The organism is Sulfitobacter sp. DSM 110093 (genome assembly GCF_022788715.1).
Classification (GTDB): domain Bacteria; phylum Pseudomonadota; class Alphaproteobacteria; order Rhodobacterales; family Rhodobacteraceae; genus Sulfitobacter.
The window spans coordinates 3171959-3192326 of the sequence record NZ_CP085167.1 but is presented as its reverse complement, the minus strand read 5'-3'; the positions used below and the strand labels follow the sequence as shown (position 1 = coordinate 3192326).

Annotated in this window: 19 protein-coding genes; 9 read left to right on the top strand and 10 right to left on the bottom strand. The window is 55.2% G+C overall.

The window, feature by feature from the left end; translation table 11 throughout:
• Positions 1–6: 6 nt before the first annotated feature.
• The 4 genes from pstB to DSM110093_RS15530 all read right to left on the bottom strand — a co-directional run bounded on the left by pstB (position 7) and on the right by DSM110093_RS15530 (position 3809).
• Positions 7–804, bottom strand: a complete 798-nt coding sequence (gene pstB, locus DSM110093_RS15545) for a phosphate ABC transporter ATP-binding protein PstB (RefSeq protein WP_093927973.1) — start codon at positions 802–804, stop codon at positions 7–9.
• A gap of 81 nt (positions 805–885) precedes the next feature.
• The gene (gene pstA, locus DSM110093_RS15540; protein WP_243265920.1) at positions 886–1836 is read right to left on the bottom strand and encodes a phosphate ABC transporter permease PstA; all 951 of its coding nucleotides are present in this window, start codon (positions 1834–1836) and stop codon (positions 886–888) included.
• 1 nt (position 1837) lies between these two features.
• Positions 1838–2770 (bottom strand): phosphate ABC transporter permease subunit PstC, encoded by a 933-nt coding sequence (pstC, locus tag DSM110093_RS15535; RefSeq protein ID WP_243265919.1) that lies wholly within the window; start codon positions 2768–2770, stop codon positions 1838–1840.
• Positions 2771–2837: 67 nt separating this feature from the next.
• Positions 2838–3809 carry a PstS family phosphate ABC transporter substrate-binding protein gene (locus tag DSM110093_RS15530; RefSeq protein WP_243265918.1) on the bottom strand — a complete coding sequence of 324 codons (972 nt, stop codon included), beginning with the start codon at positions 3807–3809 and terminating at the stop codon, positions 2838–2840.
• A gap of 395 nt (positions 3810–4204) precedes the next feature.
• On the opposite strand from DSM110093_RS15530, the gene phnD reads away from it, so the two are divergent.
• The 4 genes from phnD (at position 4205) to phnE (DSM110093_RS15510) (ending at position 7661) form a co-directional block, all read left to right on the top strand.
• Positions 4205–5161: a phosphate/phosphite/phosphonate ABC transporter substrate-binding protein gene (gene phnD / locus DSM110093_RS15525; protein ID WP_243265917.1), complete on the top strand. Its 957-nt coding sequence runs from the start codon at positions 4205–4207 to the stop codon at positions 5159–5161.
• 69 nt (positions 5162–5230) lie between these two features.
• The gene (phnC, locus tag DSM110093_RS15520) at positions 5231–6052 is read left to right on the top strand and encodes a phosphonate ABC transporter ATP-binding protein (RefSeq protein ID WP_243265916.1); all 822 of its coding nucleotides are present in this window, start codon (positions 5231–5233) and stop codon (positions 6050–6052) included.
• Complete coding sequence (gene phnE / locus DSM110093_RS15515; RefSeq protein ID WP_243265915.1) at positions 6049–6852, top strand: phosphonate ABC transporter, permease protein PhnE; 804 nt, start codon at positions 6049–6051, stop codon at positions 6850–6852. Before phnC ends, phnE (DSM110093_RS15515) begins: the two co-directional genes overlap by 4 nt.
• On the top strand, positions 6849–7661 hold the full coding sequence (gene phnE, locus DSM110093_RS15510) for a phosphonate ABC transporter, permease protein PhnE (RefSeq protein ID WP_243265914.1): 813 nt from the start codon (positions 6849–6851) through the stop codon (positions 7659–7661). Before phnE (DSM110093_RS15515) ends, phnE (DSM110093_RS15510) begins: the two co-directional genes overlap by 4 nt.
• Positions 7662–8435: 774 nt before the next feature.
• Here the strand turns inward: phnE (DSM110093_RS15510) and DSM110093_RS15505 are convergent.
• The 6 genes from DSM110093_RS15505 to DSM110093_RS15480 form a co-directional block, all read right to left on the bottom strand.
• Positions 8436–8732: a hypothetical protein gene (locus DSM110093_RS15505; protein WP_243265913.1), complete on the bottom strand. Its 297-nt coding sequence runs from the start codon at positions 8730–8732 to the stop codon at positions 8436–8438.
• A gap of 86 nt (positions 8733–8818) precedes the next feature.
• Entirely contained in the window at positions 8819–10144 is a 1326-nt protein-coding gene (locus DSM110093_RS15500) for a plasmid recombination protein (protein ID WP_243265912.1), read from the bottom strand.
• 284 nt (positions 10145–10428) lie between these two features.
• Positions 10429–12513: a DEAD/DEAH box helicase gene (locus DSM110093_RS15495; protein ID WP_243265911.1), complete on the bottom strand. Its 2085-nt coding sequence runs from the start codon at positions 12511–12513 to the stop codon at positions 10429–10431.
• A gap of 10 nt (positions 12514–12523) precedes the next feature.
• Positions 12524–13378, bottom strand: a complete 855-nt coding sequence (locus tag DSM110093_RS15490; protein WP_243265910.1) for a DUF1837 domain-containing protein — start codon at positions 13376–13378, stop codon at positions 12524–12526.
• 436 nt (positions 13379–13814) lie between these two features.
• Positions 13815–14909 carry a hypothetical protein gene (locus DSM110093_RS15485; RefSeq protein ID WP_243265909.1) on the bottom strand — a complete coding sequence of 365 codons (1095 nt, stop codon included), beginning with the start codon at positions 14907–14909 and terminating at the stop codon, positions 13815–13817.
• A complete protein-coding gene (locus DSM110093_RS15480) occupies positions 14899–15897 on the bottom strand; it encodes a hypothetical protein (RefSeq protein ID WP_243265908.1) in 999 nt (332 codons plus the stop codon). Before DSM110093_RS15480 ends, DSM110093_RS15485 begins: the two co-directional genes overlap by 11 nt.
• 848 nt (positions 15898–16745) lie before the next feature.
• Between DSM110093_RS15480 and DSM110093_RS15475 the strand changes: the two genes are divergently transcribed.
• The 5 genes from DSM110093_RS15475 to DSM110093_RS15455 all read left to right on the top strand — a co-directional run bounded on the left by DSM110093_RS15475 (position 16746) and on the right by DSM110093_RS15455 (position 20107).
• Complete coding sequence (locus DSM110093_RS15475; protein WP_243265907.1) at positions 16746–17276, top strand: hypothetical protein; 531 nt, start codon at positions 16746–16748, stop codon at positions 17274–17276.
• Positions 17273–17695: a hypothetical protein gene (locus DSM110093_RS15470; protein WP_243265906.1), complete on the top strand. Its 423-nt coding sequence runs from the start codon at positions 17273–17275 to the stop codon at positions 17693–17695. Before DSM110093_RS15475 ends, DSM110093_RS15470 begins: the two co-directional genes overlap by 4 nt.
• A gap of 231 nt (positions 17696–17926) precedes the next feature.
• Positions 17927–18100 (top strand): hypothetical protein, encoded by a 174-nt coding sequence (locus DSM110093_RS15465; RefSeq protein WP_243265905.1) that lies wholly within the window; start codon positions 17927–17929, stop codon positions 18098–18100.
• Entirely contained in the window at positions 18100–19704 is a 1605-nt protein-coding gene (locus tag DSM110093_RS15460; protein WP_243265904.1) for a recombinase family protein, read from the top strand. Before DSM110093_RS15465 ends, DSM110093_RS15460 begins: the two co-directional genes overlap by 1 nt.
• Positions 19705–19885: 181 nt before the next feature.
• The gene (locus DSM110093_RS15455; protein WP_243265903.1) at positions 19886–20107 is read left to right on the top strand and encodes a LysR substrate-binding domain-containing protein; all 222 of its coding nucleotides are present in this window, start codon (positions 19886–19888) and stop codon (positions 20105–20107) included.
• Positions 20108–20368 lie beyond the last annotated feature (261 nt).

Genomic DNA, 20368 nt, shown 5'->3' with positions numbered 1-20368 from the left:
TCATGCTTACCCGTATCGGCCCGTGATATAGCTTTCCGTGCGGGGGTGTTTGGGATTGGTGAATATCTGATTGGTGTCCCCAAACTCGATCGCCTCGCCCAGATACATAAACGCCGTCCGATGCGAGATCCGCGCGGCTTGTTGCATATTGTGGGTGACGATCACGATGGTCACGGTTTCCGACAGCTCCTGTACAAGGTCTTCGACCTTCGCGGTGGCGATGGGATCAAGAGCGGAGGTCGGCTCATCCAGCAGCAGGATTTCGGGGTTGGGTGCGAGCCCGCGTGCGATGCAAAGGCGCTGTTGTTGCCCGCCAGAAAGGTCATAGGCCGAGCCGTGCAGTTTGTCCTTAACCTCATCCCAAATGGCGGCACGGCGGAGGGCGGTTTCGACGGCCTCATCAATCACGGCGCGTTTTTTGATCCCCCGCACGCGGAGCCCGGCAGCAACATTTTCATAGATCGACTTTGGAAAGGGGTTGGGCTTTTGAAACACCATCCCCACCCGCAGGCGCACCAGCACGGGGTCGGCCTCGGGCCCGATCAGGTTCTCGCCCTCGGGCTCTAGGATCACTTTGCCCTCATAGCGGTTGCCGGGATAGAGATCATGCATCCGATTGAGGCTGCGCAGCAGGGTCGACTTGCCACAGCCCGAAGGGCCAATGATTGCGGTGATCTTGCGATCAAGAATTGGCATGTCGACCTGTTTGATCGCCTGAAAACCGTTCGAGTAGTAAAAGCTAAAGTTCTCAATTCGTGCGCGCAGCGGATCGCGCTCTGCCGCGGGTTTGATGGCGGGCGGCATGTCGGGTTCGGCCTTAGTGGAGGGCGCCGGCTGCGTATCCGTCTTTGTCTTGTCTAAGGTCATGGTGGTATCCGTCATGGGTCAGTTCCTATAGCCTTGGCGCAGTCGATAGCGGATCCAGATCGCGATCCCGTTGAGCGAGAAAGTCAGCGCGATCAGAACCACGCCGGTAGCTGCGGCAGCGACGTGGAATTCCGCCTGTGGACGCGACACCCAGTTGAACATCTGGATCGGCAGCACGGTGAAACCGTCGTTTAGCCAAGCGAATGATATGAATGGGAATTCCCCGGTCACCGGAGCAGGGGGAAGAAAGGCGATGAAGGTCAGCGCGCCGATGGTAATGATCGGTGCTGTTTCGCCAATGGCGCGGCTCAGCCCGACGATGGCACCCGTCAGGATGCCTGGGCGCGCGGCAGGGATGATATAGCTCCACATCACCTGCCATTGATCTGCCCCAAGCCCGTAGGCGCCCTCTTTGATGATCCGGGGGATCGCGCGCACCGCCTCGCGGGTTGAAACGATGACGATCGGCAGGATCAACAGGGCCAATGTCATCCCTGCGACAAGGATCGTCTTGCCCAAGTTAAAGCCATAGACAAACAGGCCCAACGCGAGCAGGCCATAGATGATCGACGGCACCCCAGCGAGGTTTGATACGTTGATCTCAATGAAATTCGACAGCCACCCTTTGCGGGCATATTCCTCAAGATAGAGCCCCGCGCCAATGCCGATGGGGATGGCGAGAAATGCGGTCACCAGCATTACCAGCAATGAGCCGACCCATGCCGATAGAATGCCCGCCCGTTCAGGCAACCGCGAGGGGTAGCTGGTTAGGAAACCATAATCAATGCGCGTGGCACCGCGAATGACCAAATCCCCAATCAGCGCCAGCAGCAGCGTCATGGCCAGCGCCATAACAACAAGCCCGCCCGTGGCAAAAAGGATGTCTTTTTGCTTGGCCTTGCGAACGGCATCAAAGGCAGTTTGGTTGGTGGTTGCGGCGCTCAACGCGCCTTGGGTAGTCGTGCTCATCTCAATACGCCTCGCGGAATTTACGGCGCAGATAGAAGCCGACGATGTTGAAAAGCAGCGTGATGACGAAAAGCAGCAAACCGACAGCAAAGATCGACTGATAGGCGATAGAGCCATGGGCCACGTCGCCGAGGCTCATCTGCACAATATAGGCGGTTATGGTCGCGGCCCCTTCGCGGGGATCCCATGTCAGGTTCGGGTTCTGCCCTGCCGCGACGGCCAGCACCATGGTTTCGCCCACCGCACGTGACATCCCAAGAATGAAGGCCGCAGTGATACCGGAAAAGGCACCGGGAATGACGATCCGTGTGGCCACCTGCCATTTCGCCATACCCAGCCCATAGCCGCCTTCGCGGAGGCTATTGGGCACGGCGCGCATCGCGTCTTCGCTGACGGAAACGACGTAAGGCAGGATCATGATGCCAAGTATGATGCCCGGCACCAACAAATTGATGCCTTTCAACCCAGGAACGAAGCCCTGCAAGAAAGGGGTCATGACTAAAAGGGCGAAATAGCCATAGACCACCGTTGGTACGGCCTCCAACATCTCTAGCGCAGGTTTGATCGTTTCGCGCACTGCGGGCCGCGCATATTCGCTGAGGTAAATCGCCATGATCAGGCCGAAGGGGACGGCGATTGCCATTGCCAGCCCTGCGGTTTGCAGCGTCGCAGCCAAGAGCGGCAGCACGCCAAATTGAGGGTTGGCAAATACCGGCGTCCACATTGTGCCGAAGAGGAAATCAAACAACGGGACATTCGCAAAAAAATCCCAAGAGTCGCGGACCAGAACAAAGACAATGGCCGTGGTCACAAAGACAGACAGGGCCGCGCAAAGGAACAGAAAAGTCTTCATACCGCGCGCGATCCATTTTCGGCGTCGGACGAAACCGCTTTGGATCAACTCGGCAGAGGTGGGGATGGAAGAATTAGGCACGCGTGTCCTCGTTCGGTCGTGAAGAAATGCGCGGCGGACCCAACGGCCCGCCGCAAAGGCGCGATGCTTAGTTCGCCGCCAGAAGATCGTCAGGTGTCACGCCAACCTTGGAGCCGCCGTCAAAGAATGAGCCGGTCTTGCGGGCCGCAATCTTTTCTTCCGCTGCGGTAAAGGCCGCTTCGGGAAGTGCGAGGTAGCCGGTGGAGGACACCAAATCGATGGCATGGGCCGGGTCGAAGAAGAACTTGGCGAAATCCTCGACATTTGGCATCTCATCAAGGTGAGCTTTGTTCACATACATAAACAGCGGCCGCGTCAGCGGCTGGTAGGTGCCCGATGCTGCATTCTCGGTCGAAGGCTCAACACAATCGCCGCCGTTGTAGGAGATTTCCAAAGGCTTCACGCGGCCGCGGTTTTCTTCGACATAGGCTAGACCAAGAAAGCCGATGGCATCGGGGTCGGTCGACACACCTTGAATAGTAATGTTGTCATCCTCGGTCGCAGTGAAATCGCCGCGCGATGCACCTTCTTCACCGATCACAGCAAAGGTGAAATAGTCATAAGTGCCTGAGTCTGTCCCTGCCCCGAATAGGGTCAGGGGCTGATCCGGGTATTCTGTATTCAACTGGTTCCAGTTATCGACCTTGCCTTGCGCTTCGGTCTCATAGGCTGTCTTCAGCTCTTCGACGCTCATACAGGTCAGCGGGTTTTCTGGGTTCACGATGACGGCAAGCGCGTCCATCGCGACCGGCATTTCCAGAAACTCGATGCCGTTTTCCGCACAAAGGTCGGCTTCTTCGGTTTTGATTGGGCGCGAGGCACCCGAGAAGCTGGTTTCGCCACGGCAGAATTTCTTAAAGCCGCCGCCGGTGCCGGAAACACCGACCACCACGCGGTTGCCAGTTGCGATCTGGTATTCTTCAGCAAAGGCTTCGGACACTGGGAACACCGTGGAAGAGCCGTCAACCTGGACGGCATCTTGGGCGAAAGCCATACCCGGCAAAGCAAGGGCAAGGGTGGTGAGGGATAGAGTACGCATGAGCAGATATTCTCCTGTCGATGTTTGCAGCTCAGCGTCGGGCTAACGGAAGTATGTTTCATATTTGTGAATTCATGAAATATCGAATTAAAAAATTTATAATTCAGGATTGGCATAGGGCAAAAACACCATTTGCATGCATTGCTGTTCAGTTTGGCACCTTTGCTTGGAACGTAATACAATGCCGCTGGAAGAGTTCCTGAATATGAAGTTTTTGTAAAAAAACAGTTTTTTGGCCAATTCGTGCTACGGTGAGCTTGATAAATCTATTCTACGTGAAATAACAAAATGACTGCGCCCAATCTGGCGTGGTCGCGCGCCTCGCTGTTCGGCAGGGCGCGGGAAGACTGCCATTTTCCTTACGCGGCACCGACCGCACATCCGACGGAGATATCATGTCCCTTCTTTCCAATAGTATCGCAGGCGCAACCATCGCGGCCTTTTGCGCCGTACCGGCTATGGCTGAATTTCAACTTGGAGAGCGTTATTCTGACGCGGATGGCGACTTGATCGCCGACATCCCACAAGATGCCGCTGATCAGATCGATCCCTCGACACTTATCTTCGCCTATACCCCGGTCGAAGACCCCGCCGTTTACGCTGATGTTTGGTCTGAGTTCCTTGCGCATATGAGCGAGGTTACCGGCAAAGAAGTGCAATTCTTCCCCGTTCAATCGAACGCTGCGCAGATCGAAGCGATGCGCGCAGGTCGCTTGCATGTTGCGGGCTTCAACACCGGCTCCAATCCGTTGGCCGTGGCCTGTGCCGGCTTTCGTCCCTTTGCCATGATGGCGGCGGAAGACGGCTCTTTCGGTTACGAGATGGAGATCATCACGCATCCGGGCTCTGGGATTGAAGCTGTCGAAGACATCAAGGGTGGCCAAATGGCCTTCACTTCCGAGACTTCGAACTCAGGCTTCAAAGCGCCCTCTGCAATCTTGAAAGCGGATTTCGGCATGGAAGCGGGCAGCGATTTTGAGCCTGTCTTCTCTGGTAAGCACGATAACTCGATCCTTGGCGTCGCCAACAAAGACTACCCCGCAGCGGCGATCGCCAATTCGGTCAAGGCGCGTATGATCGAGCGTGACGTTGTCACCGAAGACCAAATGAACGTGATCTATACCTCGCAGACTTTCCCGACCACGGGTTACGGCACCGCCTACAACCTCGCACCGGCCCTGCAGGAAAGCATCCGCGAGGCGTTCTTCTCCTTTGATTGGTCCGGCACCGGCCTTGAAGAAGAGTTCGGCAAGAACGGCGAAGCGCAGTTTATCGACATCACTTTCAAGGAAGATTGGGCCGTGATCCGCAAGATCGACGAGGCCAACGGCGTCGCATACGACTGCCAATAAACACCTCTGACGGAAAACCAGTCAGGCGGCCTGAGCGCCGCCTGACCATCTTTATCGAAAGCCCCATTCATGCTTGAACTCAGCTCCGTCTCCAAGACCTATCGAACTGGCGACGCCGCCTTGTCAGATGTCTCATTGCAAGTGCCCAAAGGCCAGATCGTGGGGCTGATCGGTCCATCTGGCGCTGGCAAATCGACGCTTATCCGCTGCATCAACCGGCTGGTTGAGCCGAGCGCGGGTGACATCGTTCTTGGCGGCAAGAGCCTCGTGTCGCTGGGTGGGCGTGATTTGCGTCGACAGCGCCGCCGGATCGGCATGATCTTTCAGGAATACGCTTTGGTCGAACGATTGACAGTGATGGAGAACGTTCTGTCCGGGCGGCTCGGCTATGTCCCCTTCTGGCGGAGCTTTCTCCGCCGCTATGAGGGCGCGGACATTCAGCGCGCGTATCAACTGCTCGACCGGGTTGGTTTGCTCGCCCATGCCAACAAACGCGCCGATGCGCTCTCGGGTGGTCAGCGCCAACGGGTCGGCATTGCCCGCGCCTTGGCCCAAGACCCTGATTTGCTGTTGGTGGATGAACCCACCGCCAGCCTTGATCCCAAGACCAGCCGCCAGATCATGCGCTTGCTGACCGAGATCTGCGCAGAGCGTAACCTACCCGCTATCGTCAACATCCATGACGTCCCGCTTGCACGCCAGTTCATGCAGCGCATCGTCGGGCTGCGGGCTGGAAAGGTGGTCTTTGACGAAGCCCCCAGTGCCTTGACCGAGGACGCGCTGACCGAGATCTACGGCGCCGAAGATTGGGACGCCATGCGTAAGGGCGACGATGAGCAAGCTGAAGCGGAAAGCGACGCCCTGCGCCAGCTTGCCGAGGTCGGCGCATGACCGCGCAATACCCCACCACCTGGCGACGGCCGCATCAGATCGTTCCCGACCGACGGCTGCGTATTGCGCTGCAAATCGGGGTGCTTGTGTACCTCGCGCTGGCCTTCAGCACAGTCGAGGTAAACTGGCAGCGTGTCACCGAAGGGATGGAACGCGGGCAGCGATTCATCATGGGGTTCCTACAGCCTGATTTCACCAGCCGTTGGCGCGACATCAGCCAGGGGTTGATCGAGAGCCTGACCATGACTTTGACCTCTACGGTCGTGGGCGTGTTGATCTCTGTGCCTATCGGGATTGGCGCGGCACGCAACCTTGTGCCGCGACCGGTCTATTTGGTCTGCCGCGCCATCGTTGCGGTAAGCCGGTCCCTGCAAGAAGTGATCGTGGCGATCTTCCTTGTCGCGATGTTCGGCTTTGGCCCCTTTGCTGGCTTCCTGACACTGACCTTTGCCACGATTGGATTCATCGCCAAGCTGTTAGCTGATGACATCGAAGAGATCGACGAAACCCAAGCCGAAGCCATCCGCGCCACCGGGGCGACTTGGTTCCAACTGCTGGACTATGCCATCAAGCCGCAGATCATGCCGCGCCTGATTGGCCTGTCGCTCTACCGGCTCGACATCAACTTTCGCGAAAGCGCGGTGATCGGAATCGTCGGTGCGGGCGGTATTGGCGCCACGCTGAACACCTCGATTGACCGGTATGAATACGACAGCGCGGGAGCGATCCTGCTGATCATCATCGCAATTGTGATGGTGGCAGAATACAGCTCCAGCTATCTCAGAAAGTTCCTGCAATGAGCGATATTTCGATGCTTCCGGCGGACTGGTCCCTGCGCAGCCGCGCTAAGCGGATCGCGATCTGGATGGGTTGGCTAGCGCTTGTTGCGCTCTTTGTGTGGTGCTGGCAGATCATGACAGAAACCACGATCTGGGCCTTTGTCTGGGACGCGCCGCGTCAAGCGCAGGACATTGGCGGGCGCATGTTGCCGCCCGAATGGGGCTACCTGCCTGAGTTGATGCAGCCGCTTTGGGACACGCTGAACATTGCGACGCTTGGCACCATTGGTGGCGTGATCATGGCCGTGCCGGTCGCCCTTCTGGCGGCCCGCAACACCACGCCTTCGGCGACTTTCCTTCGGCCTATCGCGCTGTTCATCATCGTGGCCTCCCGGTCAATCAATTCGCTGATCTGGGCGCTATTGCTAGTGACGATCATCGGCCCCGGACTGCTGGCCGGCATCATCGCCATCGCCCTGCGCTCCATCGGCTTCATCGGCAAGCTGTTCTACGAGGCGATCGAGGAAACCGACCCCAAGCAGATCGAGGCGATCCTGGCCACGGGCGCCGGCCCTGCGCAAGTTTTGACCTATGGGGTGGTTCCGCAGGTCATGCCCGCTCTATGGGGCATTTCGGTTTTCCGCTGGGACATCAACATCCGCGAAAGCGCCATCCTTGGGTTGGTGGGCGCGGGCGGCATCGGGCTGAAGCTGAACGCCTCAATGGCGACTTTGGCTTGGGACCAGGTGGCGGTGATCCTGCTGCTGATCCTTGCGACTGTGGTTGTAAGCGAATGGGTCTCAGCCGTGATCCGCCGCACTATTATCTAATCAAGACCTGACGTAAGCGGCGATTGGCAGCGTGGTTTGCCGCAGTGCATCATATGATTGAATCGATGAATGTTGGCTATGGTGTTCCTGCCGGACCAACTAGCGCTGCAAACACGAAGACGTCCGCCCCTCACGTGTTTAGTTTGGGCTCGGTGCAGAGGTCGCGCTTCGATGCCTTGAAGAGGTTAGCTGCGCAGGGGAGGCGACGGGCTGTAGGCCCAATTCGCGTTTTCTTTCTTAAACTATGCGATATCATAAGGCATTAAAACTATTCGACAATTACGGGCCGGGTAAAGGCAATGCCCGGCCCGTAATTAACAGGTGCAGAAGCAATTATACAAATAGAACATGTTTGGTTTTTCGCCGACCGAAGTCGCCACCATATTCATTAACATGAAGGGGGGGGGGGCTGCTGGCGATTGTCGAGCGGCCCCGTATGCGTGGGCAGGGGGCGCTGCCTTGCCGTTGATTGCAGCTTCCCCTGGTTTTGTTGAACCTATGGCTCGTGGGTTCAAAACTACAGTGCGCAGGTTCGAATGGGACAAGGGGCGCTGCTCTGCCGTTATTTTCTTATCTTCTCAGATTGTGAGGCGCGCAACGAAAAGCGGAGAAGTTCTTTGTTACGAGGCATGCAGTCTGACTTAATCGATTTCTGCAGGGTTCGAAACTATGTCCGTCTCAAAAAGGCTTTTCAAAAGCCCTTTTAGCCCGGCGCCTCAATCGAAGCGCCGGGCGAGTCTATCAACAACATTTGCTAGGAGACGCCGGGTTTATTCACCCAATTTTTTGGCTGGGCAAGGCGTCGGCCTTCAGGCGCGTCGCAATCATATGGTCTGTTGCCTCAGGGCGGAGCTCGTGGCGTCGAATAAGTTTCGCCGCACTCGCTGATGCCAGCTCTTCGATGTCGGCGAACAATTCAGCAGCTCGCTGCTCTGGCATTTCGCGAAGCAGTGTCTCGAGAGACTTTATCATCGCAGCGCGGATCTTTGCACGGGTTTCCGCATCCTTCTCGCCATCCTGACGGGCTGAAGCCTTGAGGGCTTCGATGAGGCGGTCGGTCTTGTTGGTCATGGGGCACTCCTATTTTGAGCAATTAAGTTTGAGTGACAGAAGTCACAATTAGGAATTGGGATTGGCACATTTCGAACGGAAAGAATTTATCGGTGGTCAGGCTCATCTTTTTCAGCGGAGCCTGAAACGCCATTTCGACGCAGGGCCATCAAACTGCGTGTAAGGCCTTTGAGCGAGGTCTTTCCGGATTGAACGAGATCTCCGGAAAGGCGCGACACAATAACCTTCAACAGCTCATGTGCTTTGCCGATTTCGGCGATGTCACGGCGCAGTTCCTGCTCTACATCAGAACGTGCACGAGACTTTAGAACACTCATGATACGCGCAACGAGTGAGGCGGCGCGCTGTTTTCCCTGCGGGGATGCCTCTAAGCGCTGTATCAGTCGCATTGTCTCAGGCGCGCTGTTTGCCTCAGGGGGCGTGAAGCTTAGGAGAGGTACGTCCTTGGTCTCTTCAATCTCAAGTTGCCCGCTTTCTAAGCCGTCGATCGCGGCGTCAATCGTGTCGATTTCTGCTTCACGGGATGCAAGGGTAGATTCTCGCGCATCCAACCGGATGCGCTTCTGATCAAGGGCGTCTTCGCGTTCGCCCAATTCCTTTCCTTTGGCTTCCAACGTTAATTCCTGTGCGGCGCGCCACTGCGATGTCCGGGTGTGATAGCGTCGCTTTGGCAGAGGCTGGCCCGATTCTCTCGCTGCCTTAATTCGTGCGGCTCGACGCTCACCGCGCTCCAACCCAACAGCGCTAAATGCTGCCCCTGCGCTATCTTGCGCTTTCTCGTAATTCTCAACTAATGCGTGCTTTGACGGCTGAAGCATATGCCGCACCGCGATGACCCTCATTTCACCGGTTGCCTTCTCTGTACGGGTCATCTCGACACGTTCGATCGGTAAGAGCACAGCATGGATGTGAAAGGCGGTCTCGTCTCTATCAAAGCGCGCGTGGATGATATCTCCCCTAAACTCTTTGCGCAGCCAGTTCTCTGCGCAAACTTTGAAATCGCCTTCGCGGTCTTCGCCCAAAAAATGAGCCATCTCGTCTTCAAAGTACTCGCGGTTGGCAGTCAGTATGATCTCACGCAGCGGACCATGGCGCGTTGCTCGCCAAGGGTCTTTGGGGCCCTCGGCGAGACGCCGCTCGACATCCTTCTTACGTTTTCGCTTACGCAACGCCGTAACTTCATCGAGAAAGTTCTGTAGTCGGATTTCCTTAATCCGCTCTGAAGCGTCCGCAGCCCATGTCTCAGAGCCGATAAACGTCTGGTTCAAATGGCTCCGGCTTTTATCAATGTGGCTGAGATCACCCCCTTTGCGTAGGCGATGCGCTTCGTAGCCCGCAAGGTCCTTTGGGAACATGCCCCGCATACGTAGCACCACGCGGTACATGTCTTGTTTCTGAAGTGAAGGCGTCATTGACCGGTTTCCTGCTGCTTGATGAGCAGGAAATCGGTCCATCTCTGAACTTCCCAAAATGTGTAACTAGCAGGGGCTCACATTGGCGTGCCGCGGTAAGGGCAAAACGTGGCAAGGCACAAAGGTTAGGACTGTGAAAGGTCACGCGCGCGAGAGTAAGGAAAAGATTAAGTAAATACTTGCGAGTAGTCCTATTCACGTCTTACACGACGGCGGAAGGCGACAGTTCGCTGCAAATGCGAGAACGGGGCCGCCGGGGGCCTACGTTCTTAGCAGAACCACCTTTACAAGGCTTCCTGCAACCACTCACACTCGAACTCTGAAAGCGCCGTCTTTGTTGGGTCCAGAATGGCTTCTTGAAGACGCTTCCTCAAGGTTGCCTTAGTATCACCGTCGATGTAAAACGCCTGAGAAATTTGAATTGGCACACCTTCCTCGTCCAACTCCTTGAGGATCTCAGGCTGAAACCAGCTTCCAATGCCGCCAAGGAACAAACCGTAGTCGGCTTGGGGCGAGAACTGACGGACAAACAGCTCTACTAAAGCAAAGTTTTGCGGCAAACCATACTCGCAAGCTCGCAAGAATTTAAAGATGTTGTCCCGGTTTTCAGGTTTCCCCTTATAGCTCTGATCTTGACCCACAAGGAAGTTTTTTAGGTTCGCAGCCTTTCGAAGTTTGTCGATAAGCGTAGCAAGTTGTCTGGTATTGAACGCTCCAAAAGAACCGACGCTATGGTGAGAACAGAACACATTACAGACTTCGAGTATCTCAGGCCATTTTGGCGATTGAGCCCAAACTAATCTGTCGCTCGCTTCAAGGGAGCGGATCACCTGCTCTTTTATGGCTATGGATGTTTCTAACCCTATTGAAGACGCCAGTTTAAGTTCTTCTCCTTCAAGCCCTAACTGGTCCTGGTAGTAACGAAACCTGTCATCTGACCGCTGTGACCTATCCGGTTTGTCGATATGTACGATGTACTCATCGGGTAGCTCATCATCGTCTGAAAACAATGTTGGGCTAACCTCCAGTTCGGCGTGTTCAGGTATATCATTGAAGACTATAACTTGGCCTACGTGATGTTGTCCCAGCCGCCCAGCGCGCCCTTTGATGTTTGAGTATGTGAAGAAGTCATACGCATCCCGATTAATATCCTTGTCATAGATCATGACCGTCTTTGCCGCCGTGTTGACTCCTTCTATGAGCGTTGATGTGCAAAGCAGTATCGGCAGCTTACCTTGATTGAAGAGGCGAACCATTTGTGCAGCGATTGCACGCGGGATGCGCCCATGATGGACACCAAACCCATAATAGACTGCCAAAGATAGAAAGTTGTTCTTCCCAATATTGTCCCTTAACCAAATGGCAAAGTCGCTGGTTTCCTCTGCCACCGCCATCTTTTCAGAAAGCTCTATTGCGAGTTTGTTTGCCCTTCCAGGAGACGAGATGAAGACAAGCGCTGGCCAGTTTCTGTCCTCGCCAATCTCTTCAATTAAGCGTTCGCGCTTGTCCGAGATTCCTTGAAGGTCCAAGGTCTCTACCGCAACTGTCGAAAAACGTGTTCTCAGGAACTCGAAGTTCCAGCGGGAATCTGGTGCGACAGAAATCTTGTCGATATTTGGGCCAAGAAAGAAGAATTGCTTTGAGCGCTTGAGCAAACGGTAGACCGCGGCGTTAAGTGTGATGCTCCGTTCGTCTCGTCTATCAGGATCGAGTTTGTAAAACTCGTCAACAACCGTGAGGTCCAAACTTCCCAAATCCTCGCGGTAGATCAATCGCTCTTGGGTCCCTAAAAAAATAGTCGGCTCATCGGTCGATGTTTCGCTTTGGTGCATCACAAGGTTGAACTTATCTGAAAAACGGTCACGAAAACGTCTTCTGAATTCATCGAGTAGCGCGATAGTCGGAAGTACAACAGCCACACGACGATAACTTTCACTCGAGAGCAGAGCGTCGATCAGCAAGCTCTTTCCAAAACTAGTTGGGGCGCTTAGAATGAGATTTTGGCCCGCTAGGAGCGTATCCAGAGCTTTGATCTGTTCTCTGTGAAACGTGACGCCCCCTAATTCGGCAGCTGTTACCGCTTCAGCGACAAATGCGTCTGTGGCGTCTGCCCATTCCTTTTCGATGTAGTTCCACAGCCCGGTTGAACGGGCCAACGAGCTTACTAGGGGCCGATAGCTTGCGAGTTCTTCGGGGTGCTTGTCTAGGAGGTCAGCGAATCTGGGTACAATCTCAAGCAAATTGGGATCATCGGCGTCAGTTGACTGAATAGCGAAGGATGCAACTTGCAGCACTCGAAACGTTTCGCGCTTCAGGTCAGAACCAGTAAGCGCATTTAGGTCCTTCCAATTTATATCCAAAACGGGCATTTAATACACCTTATCCAATTTGCAGCCCTTTAAGGCGCTCATCGAAAGCCTTGTTGAGCGCATCCTTGTCGCCCAACGGGACGTAAATGAGCTTTAGTTTTATGGCCTCGTTCAGCCCTGACGCTTTTAATTTCTTCCACAAGCCTTGCATCTCGGCTTCCAACTCAGCGCTATAGTTGTCGCTTACCGACACGTGGCTTCCTGTTGCGTCGCTATTGGCAGCAATCAGAACGGGGAAAACTGCACTCGCGATTAGGTCATCTAAAGACGCTTCCGCGGACAAGAGTTGCTTGATCTTAGCGCTGTGAGGAATGTCGTTGGATACCTGAGGGCCAAGTAGTAATTTTTCGTTCTTGAGGAAACCCGCCGTAATATGCCCTTTAATGGATGCAATTGCATCACTAATTGCGTCGTTCCGGCTCTTGAAAAACTTCGCCTCCCCTAACCAAAGCTCTATGTCGTCATTGCCAATGTACCGCACATGAACCAAGTCAAAAGCCTTTACCGGATCGTTTGAGGCGCTCAGATAGTTCACCCTTGCCGCGACAGGTATTGTATTGAAATAGGTCCGACAAACAGCGTGTGCGGCAATCTCACCTACCTCGCCGCGCCGTTCGTATTTTGCACTTGTATAAACTCTAGAAGCTGCCTGCTTAAGGCGAACAAAGGTGTTGGTATGGTTGGTATCGCGAAGTTCGTCAGATTTGAGAGCGTAGTCGATTATCCATTCTATTAGATTGTCAGCAAGCCCGGAGCATCGCCATTCGGACAGTTCGAAGCCTGCGCAATAGCTTTCCAAGCTTTCATTCGATTTTGTAAGTCGAGTTAGAATGCATTTCGGGGCGTTCTTGTAAGGGTTTGTCATTCGACACGCTGCTCTTGGTTATCATAATCGACTTTGCACCATAATCTCGGACCCGGCAACTCGTAATGGTTGTGCACCCAACTATACTTCAACTCTAATTTATGGTTCTAATGGCTCGGAACAGACAGCTCGACTGAATTATTTTAGAGCGACCGCATCCGCTCTTATGGTTTGACGCAGGGCTGGGAGCTCCGCAGATGTTGCGATGCAGAAAACGAAGAGGCGATGGATATCTGGTTCGGGCCGTTCATGATCTCGGCCGCTCTGTTATACTGGTGGAGAGGCGCCATTCATTGCCCAAGTGACCAGAACATCAATGATAAGCTGGTCACTAAAGGCGGCTACTGGCTGCCCGTCTATAACAGCGGTCTTCGTTACGCACGACAGGGATCCTTTTTCTCAGCGGACGCGGCGAATCAAATTAAGGTTCGAAACATCATGGGTCTAAGAATCGCCGGACGAAGCTGACTGGTGCAAGAATTGCGAAGATCAGATAACCCAGCAATCTAGTGAAGCATCGCACCAAAACGAAGAATGGTTTCCACTCCTTCAAATGAAATGCGGTAAATGGTTTGAAGTGATTCAGCGGATTTTGGAGGAACTGATCCCAAAGGCCACCTGTGCCAAGGTTTTTCTTTAGCTCGCTCGGCTCAAAAGCGCTCGAATGCCCGTAGCTTTGCTCAGACACATTGATACTGGCAGAATCCTTGAAGCCTTTTTGTCCACTTGGTCCAGTTCCTGGGATGAAGAATTGAGCGGCGCGAACGGGAATGTCCTTCTGTCCGACATGGTTCAACACCGCTTCGATCTTCCCGCTGTCAATATGCTTGCTCCAGTCAAAATCAGGGTGAATGATCGATCCGACTGTTATCACGCGCCCGAACTTCAAATCGCAGAACTGTTCGTTTTCCAAGAGCAACGCGAATAGTTGGCTACCGAAGCTATGGACGATGACGTCCGGGCGATGGTCACTATTGTGCTCTCTTGCAAACTGAATGCCCTTGCGGATGCGTATACCCAGTTTGTTCACGAGGGACTGATGGCGACACTTTACCAGAACATCAATTGTTGCCAGTCCGTACTTGAAGATTAGCACGGGTGCCGAATATTTGAATTTGTTCGCCAGACGCCAACTAAGCTCTTCCTGCCAAGCGCCACGAGTGTTCATACCGTGGATGACGATCATCCAATAGATGTCCCGACTGGTATCACCTTTGGCTCGATATTTTAATTGTCTGATGGGGTTTTCACCAACCTCCTGAAAGTCGGTTCCGCATTTCGGGCAAACGTTCGCTTCTAGCTCATTCTTGTCAATGACACGCTCGCAACCCTCCACCGGGCATTTCCATGCTTGAAGGGCTTCAAGCTCACCCTGGCAAACTTTTTCTTTCAACCACATCTCGAAACTATCGTCTGTTCCCGCGCCCCCTATTGCGCGCAGAAAGTTATCGGGCGAAAATTCAAGCCCATCACCGGCTTGCTGCCGCCGCGCAAGTTCTGCTGCCCATTCTTTCGCGCCGTTATTCGCCATAGTCGTCCGCATTCAGCGCCATAAGATTGTCAAGCACCGTATATATATCATCGCGCTTACAATGGGCCCAGATGGCCACATGCCCGACACTCCCCACTACTTTGATAGTCAAATCTCGACTTAGATTGAAACCCTCTTCATTCATGACGAAGGCTCCCTCTGAACGAGGAAAATCATCAACATTTAGTCCGCGTCTTGCTTGGCGCACGGCTGCTACGTCGTTGATGCCTCCGCTTGCGAGGTTGGAGACCATCTCCACATGGCCGTCGTCTGTTCCAAATCTGGTGGACTTGGTTTCGACACTTCCCCCGCTTGCTGACTTGACCGCGTGGCTCAACGATATGCGTGCGGTTCGGACAGCGCAGATTCCCAGAGCAGACACTTCCTCCCACACTTGGTCTATTGCAGTACTGTGATCGATTTCCTTGCTGCGGTGTATCAGTATGGCTACGAAGGGGTCAGCGAAGCGCCATTCAAAACGTACCGTACTGCGATCAAGTCGCTGTCGATAAGCTTCGTATTTGTATATATCCAGCCCTTCTTGCTGTGGGCTGATGTCATTTGCACGACTACGGTTCCAACCTTCTTTTCCTTGCTGCCAAACAAGGGAGATACCTTCGCCGCCTAGTTCGATGTTCGATAGTCGAAGATCGTCGGGAAACTCGTAGCCAAACCCTTGCTCTATTAATGGAGCAAACCCACTTTGCGACATCGCTTCTCTAGCGTCTTCCGGGGTGATTTCGGGGGGCTCGAATAGATAGAGATGTTGGTTACCCCATCCTTCGATCTGCTTAAGCCAAGCTTCGATCATCTCACGAGTAAGAAGATCCTCGTCAATGGCGTCGCTTATGTTGGTCAGGAAGTCCTTTTTCGTGGAACCAATAGGAAGGCTGTTCTCCCTTAATAGCTCCTTGATAAATTGGTTGCCTTGGATCAGCAGAATTTTTTCAACTTGGGTTTTTAAAAGCGCTTTGTCTTCTGCCGTCATTACCACAATCCGCGTCTTATCTATAGAAAAAACATAACGTAGAACAATCCTACCGAGAAACAGATGCTTTCTAAACAACTATTTGAACTCTAACTGTGGCTGACGCCAGCGGTTGGTTTAGCGTTTCTTGGCTCAGATACAGACGTGGAATTTCACTTCGGGAAATGCGTGGCATTCGAGCAAGCCATCCGCGCTTCTATAATGCTGCAAGGTGTACGAATGGCAGGAATGCGAAAGCTGCGGTGCGGCGTAGCACAATCCGCTCAATGTCTGCTGTAGGCCTAAGTCGGCCGCTAACTTTCTACGAGGATTTTAGCTTCGAGGTTCGGTGTCTCCTCGAAGCTAAACTCACCAGAGACCATACTTCGCATTGCGCGCCGCTGCGCGAGCCGGGTGCGGAGGAGTTTACTCACTAATCAGCTGGCACTCCGGTCGCTGCGCGACCTTCGTTCCAGCTGTCGTTCGCCGGGGGCACGCCCCCGGACCCCTGCGCCGCTTGCGCGCCGCTCGGGAGGCGCACCGCCCTCCCGAACCCTCCAGGGGCCTTCAGCCGGACCAGAGGTCATCGTTCCGCACTCCCCTCTGGACACCCCTGCTCGGAGAGCTTGCTCGCCGCATCCCTCCACCCTCTGACAGCCGTCGGCTCGACGAGGGGGGTGCCATCCCCCTCGACCCCCGGGCAGGGACGCTCAAAGCCACTCCCTGCACCCAAGGCTAAGACCAGTCACGTAGCTAACAGATTTACCGCCCCAAGCCGTTCATCGCCGCGCGCGTCTTTCTGACGCGCGGCGATGAACGGCCCTCAGGCTCCAAACGATGCGCGTTATTCCCCAAACCAGATGGAGGGCATGATGCTCAATTACTCCAACCCACCTCGTTGGCAGGACATCCTGCAACGCGGTGACATCGTACTATTCCGCTTTCCCGTGGCCGATGAAAAGGGCGCACTCCAGCCCAAGGCACGTCCGTGCCTCGTACTGGAGCGTGCCGTGCTCCAAGGCGTTACGTTTCTCAAGCTCGCATACGGCACCTCTGCGATGACCCGTGCGAACCGCGGCCATGAGGTCCGCGTATCACGGCCCGACGGAATGCGCCTGGCCGGTGTCCGAGAGCCGACCCGCTTCGTCGGCGCCCGGACACTCTTGGTCTCCCCCCAACACTCGGGCTTCTCTCTCGGCCCCGCGGGTTCGCCAATCATTGGTCGCCTCGACGCGAATCTCATCGAGCGGATGAACTGCATCCGCCTGGTCCTCGCGAGCAAGGGGTTCACGTGGTGCAACACAAGGGCAACGCGAGACGGGGCCATCGAAGCCTGCGGTTTTCCGGATCGGAACCGCAGCTTTCGCGGCGCCCGTAACTCGAAAGGATCAATTAAATGAATAATGTTTCCGCTACCCTCACAGATATCGCAGCCCGCGCGCTGGAGGCTTCACGACATGCACAAACTGCTCTGGAAGCCGATGTGCTCCCCAATAGCCAAGGTAATCTGCACGACCTAAGTGAAGAACTGACCGACGCCATCATTTCGCGCGATATCTTCACCGGACACGTCGTGGGTTTGATCGAACAGGTTCTTGACGATCTTGCGGAGCATATCCTCGAAGGCTCCACACGTTCGACCCGATACGACGTGCACTCGGTCAGCGGCGGCAGTTGGACTGAGACCACACGGACGGAACAGGCAAAGGCTTTTGCCCGCGCAAATGCCGTCCTGCTCGACTTCCAACATTCCTTATGTGCGGTCCTTGACCGCGTTGAGGCCGAGCGCGCGGTAGTGCGCCTGCTTGCTGTCGGCTGACATGGCATCGCGGAGGGACCGGAACACCCTTTCGCGTCAGGGCGCGGCGGCAACTCCTGCTGCTCATGGCTGCCGCGCCCAATTTTCTTTCTCACGATTACAACGGGATATTCCGTGATCCGAATGAAAACTGCTCAGTTCTTCGCGCCCGCGTTTCCGCGTGGAACGCAAACAACCCTTTTTCTCCATGAGCGCTGTTGCTCAACTTGCAACCTCCGAAGGAGACCTTCCATGGCTACCCAGACTGCCCCCTTTAACGCGGCCAATGACAACCCGAGCGGCGCGACCGGCGTCCAAATCGCATTCAAATCGCTTGCCGTGCTTTTGGCCCGTGCCGAACTACGCGCGCAATCCCGTGCTACAGCAAACTTGAACTGTGCGCCGCGTCAAAAGGCGCAGCCGTGATGCCGCGCAACACAGGTGTCCGTCGCGCGGCCATCTATGCCCGCTACAGTTCCACTCAGCAGGAGGATACCTCCATCGAGGACCAGCTACGGATGACCCGCGACTACTGCCAGCGCGAGGGATACGAGGTGGTTGAAATCTACACTGATCACGCGATAACAGGCCGAACAAAGGATCGCCCGGGGTTTCTGAAGCTTTTGGCGGGTGTGGAATCCGGTGCCTTCGATACCATCGTGATTGAGGCAGTCGACCGGCTTAGCCGAAACCTCACGCACACCCTTGAAGCTTGGGATCTGTTCAAATTTCAGGGTGTCGAGCTTCGCTCCGTGACGGAAGGACCTCAAAGTTTCTTCACGGTCCTGCTGCAAGGCTACGGAGCGCAGATGTTCTCAGAAATGATCGGCGTTCATACGAAGCGTGGTATGCAGGGCGCGCTGTCTCGCAACCGGACGCATTCCTCAGCCTACGGCTACGACATTGTTGAGGATGCGGCCCCCGGCGAGCCCAACCGCCGGATCAATTCGGAGCAGGCGGCGGTCGTTCAACGTATCTATCAGGATACTGCAGAAGGTTTGTCTGGCGTCGCGATCGCCCGAGCGCTGAATACTGAGGGGATACCTGCGCCGAAGGGTGGATCCTGGGACGCTTCGACGATCCGTGGCCACGCCGCTCGAGGAAACGGCATCCTGCACAACCGGCTCTACATCGGACAGGCGGTGATCTGTGCGACAACACGGCATTACCACCCGGTCACGGGCGCTAAGCGCACCGAGATGACACCGGTGGAGCAGCGTGAGCAAGAAATACCGGCCCTGCGCATCATTTCCGACGACCTTTGGCAGCGGAGCAGAGCACAGATCGCCCGCGCAGCTCGACGTGTATCTGGCAAAGCCGGTGGACCGAACCCTGAGGCCGCGCGGCGCAACCGCTACCTGTTGTCGGGGATGATGGTTTGCGGCTGTTGCGGTGGGAACTACGTCAAGGCCAGCACAACCAGCTTCCGCTGCAACGAGTCGCGCAAACATGCTTGTGAGAACCGTATCAGTATCTCTCGCAAGCGCATTGAAGCGCGGGTCTTCGGGAGAATCCGTGATGCTTTCCGCTCGCCAGAGTTGCTGGAAGCCTTCACGGAGGCGCTGGATGCAGAACGCAGCAAAATGAAGGATTTTGATCCGAACAAGAATATGGACCACACGCAACAGCGCCTCAGCAAAGCCAAGGCTGCAAGAAAGGCCATCCTTGATGCAATCGAGGCTGGGGCACCGTTCGCGCTCTACAAAACGCGTTCTGAGGAGATCGAGAGCGAGATTGCGGACCTTGAGCAATCTCTTCGACAGCTTAGAGCGAGAGCCGAAACTGCAGCAGCCGCGACGCCGGATGCCGCCGCACTCTTTGAAGCCGCGGTCGTGAAGATGGAGCAGTTGTTGAGCGATCCGGAACTCGTGGATCAAGCCAGTCAGTTCTTAGGTCAGATCATCAAGCGGGTCGTGATAAATCCTGATCCGAACGCTCAACATGGCCTTTCGCTTAAGCTGGAGACTGACTTTGCCGCGCTTCTCGCTCCGGAGCTTGAAGGTCTTTCGCCCGCATACCTTGTGTGCTGAGATCCTTTTATTGTCGGCTCAGAGCACCCAAATTGTACATTCCGCTTGTCCACTAAAGAAAGCGCCGGCATCGGCACGCAGTCCTTTGGTCCGATCATTGGTCGTAAACTACGGACCGACCCTACCAGCAGAACCGCCCGGCTTCACCTATCAAAGCAATGAAGGTCCCGCCGAGGTACGGATGCGGAGTCGCATCAGCGTCAACAACGCCGAAGCCTATATCGCCGCCGCACGGGTCGGGATCAGCCTGATCCAGATACCAGTATTCGATGTGCGCGATCTGCTGGAAAACGGCGAATTGGTGCAGGTGCTTTCTGACCTGACCCCGCCCTCCATGCAGCTCTCGCTGCTCTACGCGCAGCGGCGCAACGTGCCTGCCCGCATCGTTGCGTTCCAGGAATGAGTGCAGAAGCTGTTTAGGGAGAAAGGAATTATCTGAAGTCAGGCGATGACCAGCTTCTGACAGCTGCCATCGAAACAGACACGGCGAAGGCTCACTTTGTCGCGCGACCTGCAAATTCGTTCCCTGTTCCATGCTGCGCTTTTCTTGAATGGCCGTATTTCCCACCGGTGCGCAGCGCTAAGGTTCTCGCTGCTGCGGCAATTCGGACTCTGCGTGTGCGCGCAGCGGGAAAACCAAACTTACAGGTTGGGCTCGGACCCG

Excerpts from the sequence above, each read along its gene's own strand:
- pstB (WP_093927973.1), bottom strand. The coding sequence starts at position 804 with ATGCCGCCCGCCATCAAACCCGCGGCAGAGCGCGATCCGCTGCGCGCA.
- pstA (WP_243265920.1), bottom strand. The coding sequence starts at position 1,836 with ATGAGCACGACTACCCAAGGCGCGTTGAGCGCCGCAACCACCAACCAA.
- DSM110093_RS15530 (WP_243265918.1), bottom strand. The coding sequence starts at position 3,809 with ATGCGTACTCTATCCCTCACCACCCTTGCCCTTGCTTTGCCGGGTATG.
- phnD (WP_243265917.1), top strand. The coding sequence starts at position 4,205 with ATGTCCCTTCTTTCCAATAGTATCGCAGGCGCAACCATCGCGGCCTTT.
- phnC (WP_243265916.1), top strand. The coding sequence starts at position 5,231 with ATGCTTGAACTCAGCTCCGTCTCCAAGACCTATCGAACTGGCGACGCC.
- phnE (WP_243265915.1), top strand. The coding sequence starts at position 6,049 with ATGACCGCGCAATACCCCACCACCTGGCGACGGCCGCATCAGATCGTT.
- phnE (WP_243265914.1), top strand. The coding sequence starts at position 6,849 with ATGAGCGATATTTCGATGCTTCCGGCGGACTGGTCCCTGCGCAGCCGC.
- DSM110093_RS15505 (WP_243265913.1), bottom strand. The coding sequence starts at position 8,732 with ATGACCAACAAGACCGACCGCCTCATCGAAGCCCTCAAGGCTTCAGCC.
- DSM110093_RS15500 (WP_243265912.1), bottom strand. The coding sequence starts at position 10,144 with ATGACGCCTTCACTTCAGAAACAAGACATGTACCGCGTGGTGCTACGT.
- DSM110093_RS15495 (WP_243265911.1), bottom strand. The coding sequence starts at position 12,513 with ATGCCCGTTTTGGATATAAATTGGAAGGACCTAAATGCGCTTACTGGT.
- DSM110093_RS15490 (WP_243265910.1), bottom strand. The coding sequence starts at position 13,378 with ATGACAAACCCTTACAAGAACGCCCCGAAATGCATTCTAACTCGACTT.
- DSM110093_RS15485 (WP_243265909.1), bottom strand. The coding sequence starts at position 14,909 with ATGGCGAATAACGGCGCGAAAGAATGGGCAGCAGAACTTGCGCGGCGG.
- DSM110093_RS15480 (WP_243265908.1), bottom strand. The coding sequence starts at position 15,897 with ATGACGGCAGAAGACAAAGCGCTTTTAAAAACCCAAGTTGAAAAAATT.
- DSM110093_RS15475 (WP_243265907.1), top strand. The coding sequence starts at position 16,746 with ATGATGCTCAATTACTCCAACCCACCTCGTTGGCAGGACATCCTGCAA.
- DSM110093_RS15470 (WP_243265906.1), top strand. The coding sequence starts at position 17,273 with ATGAATAATGTTTCCGCTACCCTCACAGATATCGCAGCCCGCGCGCTG.
- DSM110093_RS15465 (WP_243265905.1), top strand. The coding sequence starts at position 17,927 with ATGGCTACCCAGACTGCCCCCTTTAACGCGGCCAATGACAACCCGAGC.
- DSM110093_RS15460 (WP_243265904.1), top strand. The coding sequence starts at position 18,100 with ATGCCGCGCAACACAGGTGTCCGTCGCGCGGCCATCTATGCCCGCTAC.
- DSM110093_RS15455 (WP_243265903.1), top strand. The coding sequence starts at position 19,886 with ATGCGGAGTCGCATCAGCGTCAACAACGCCGAAGCCTATATCGCCGCC.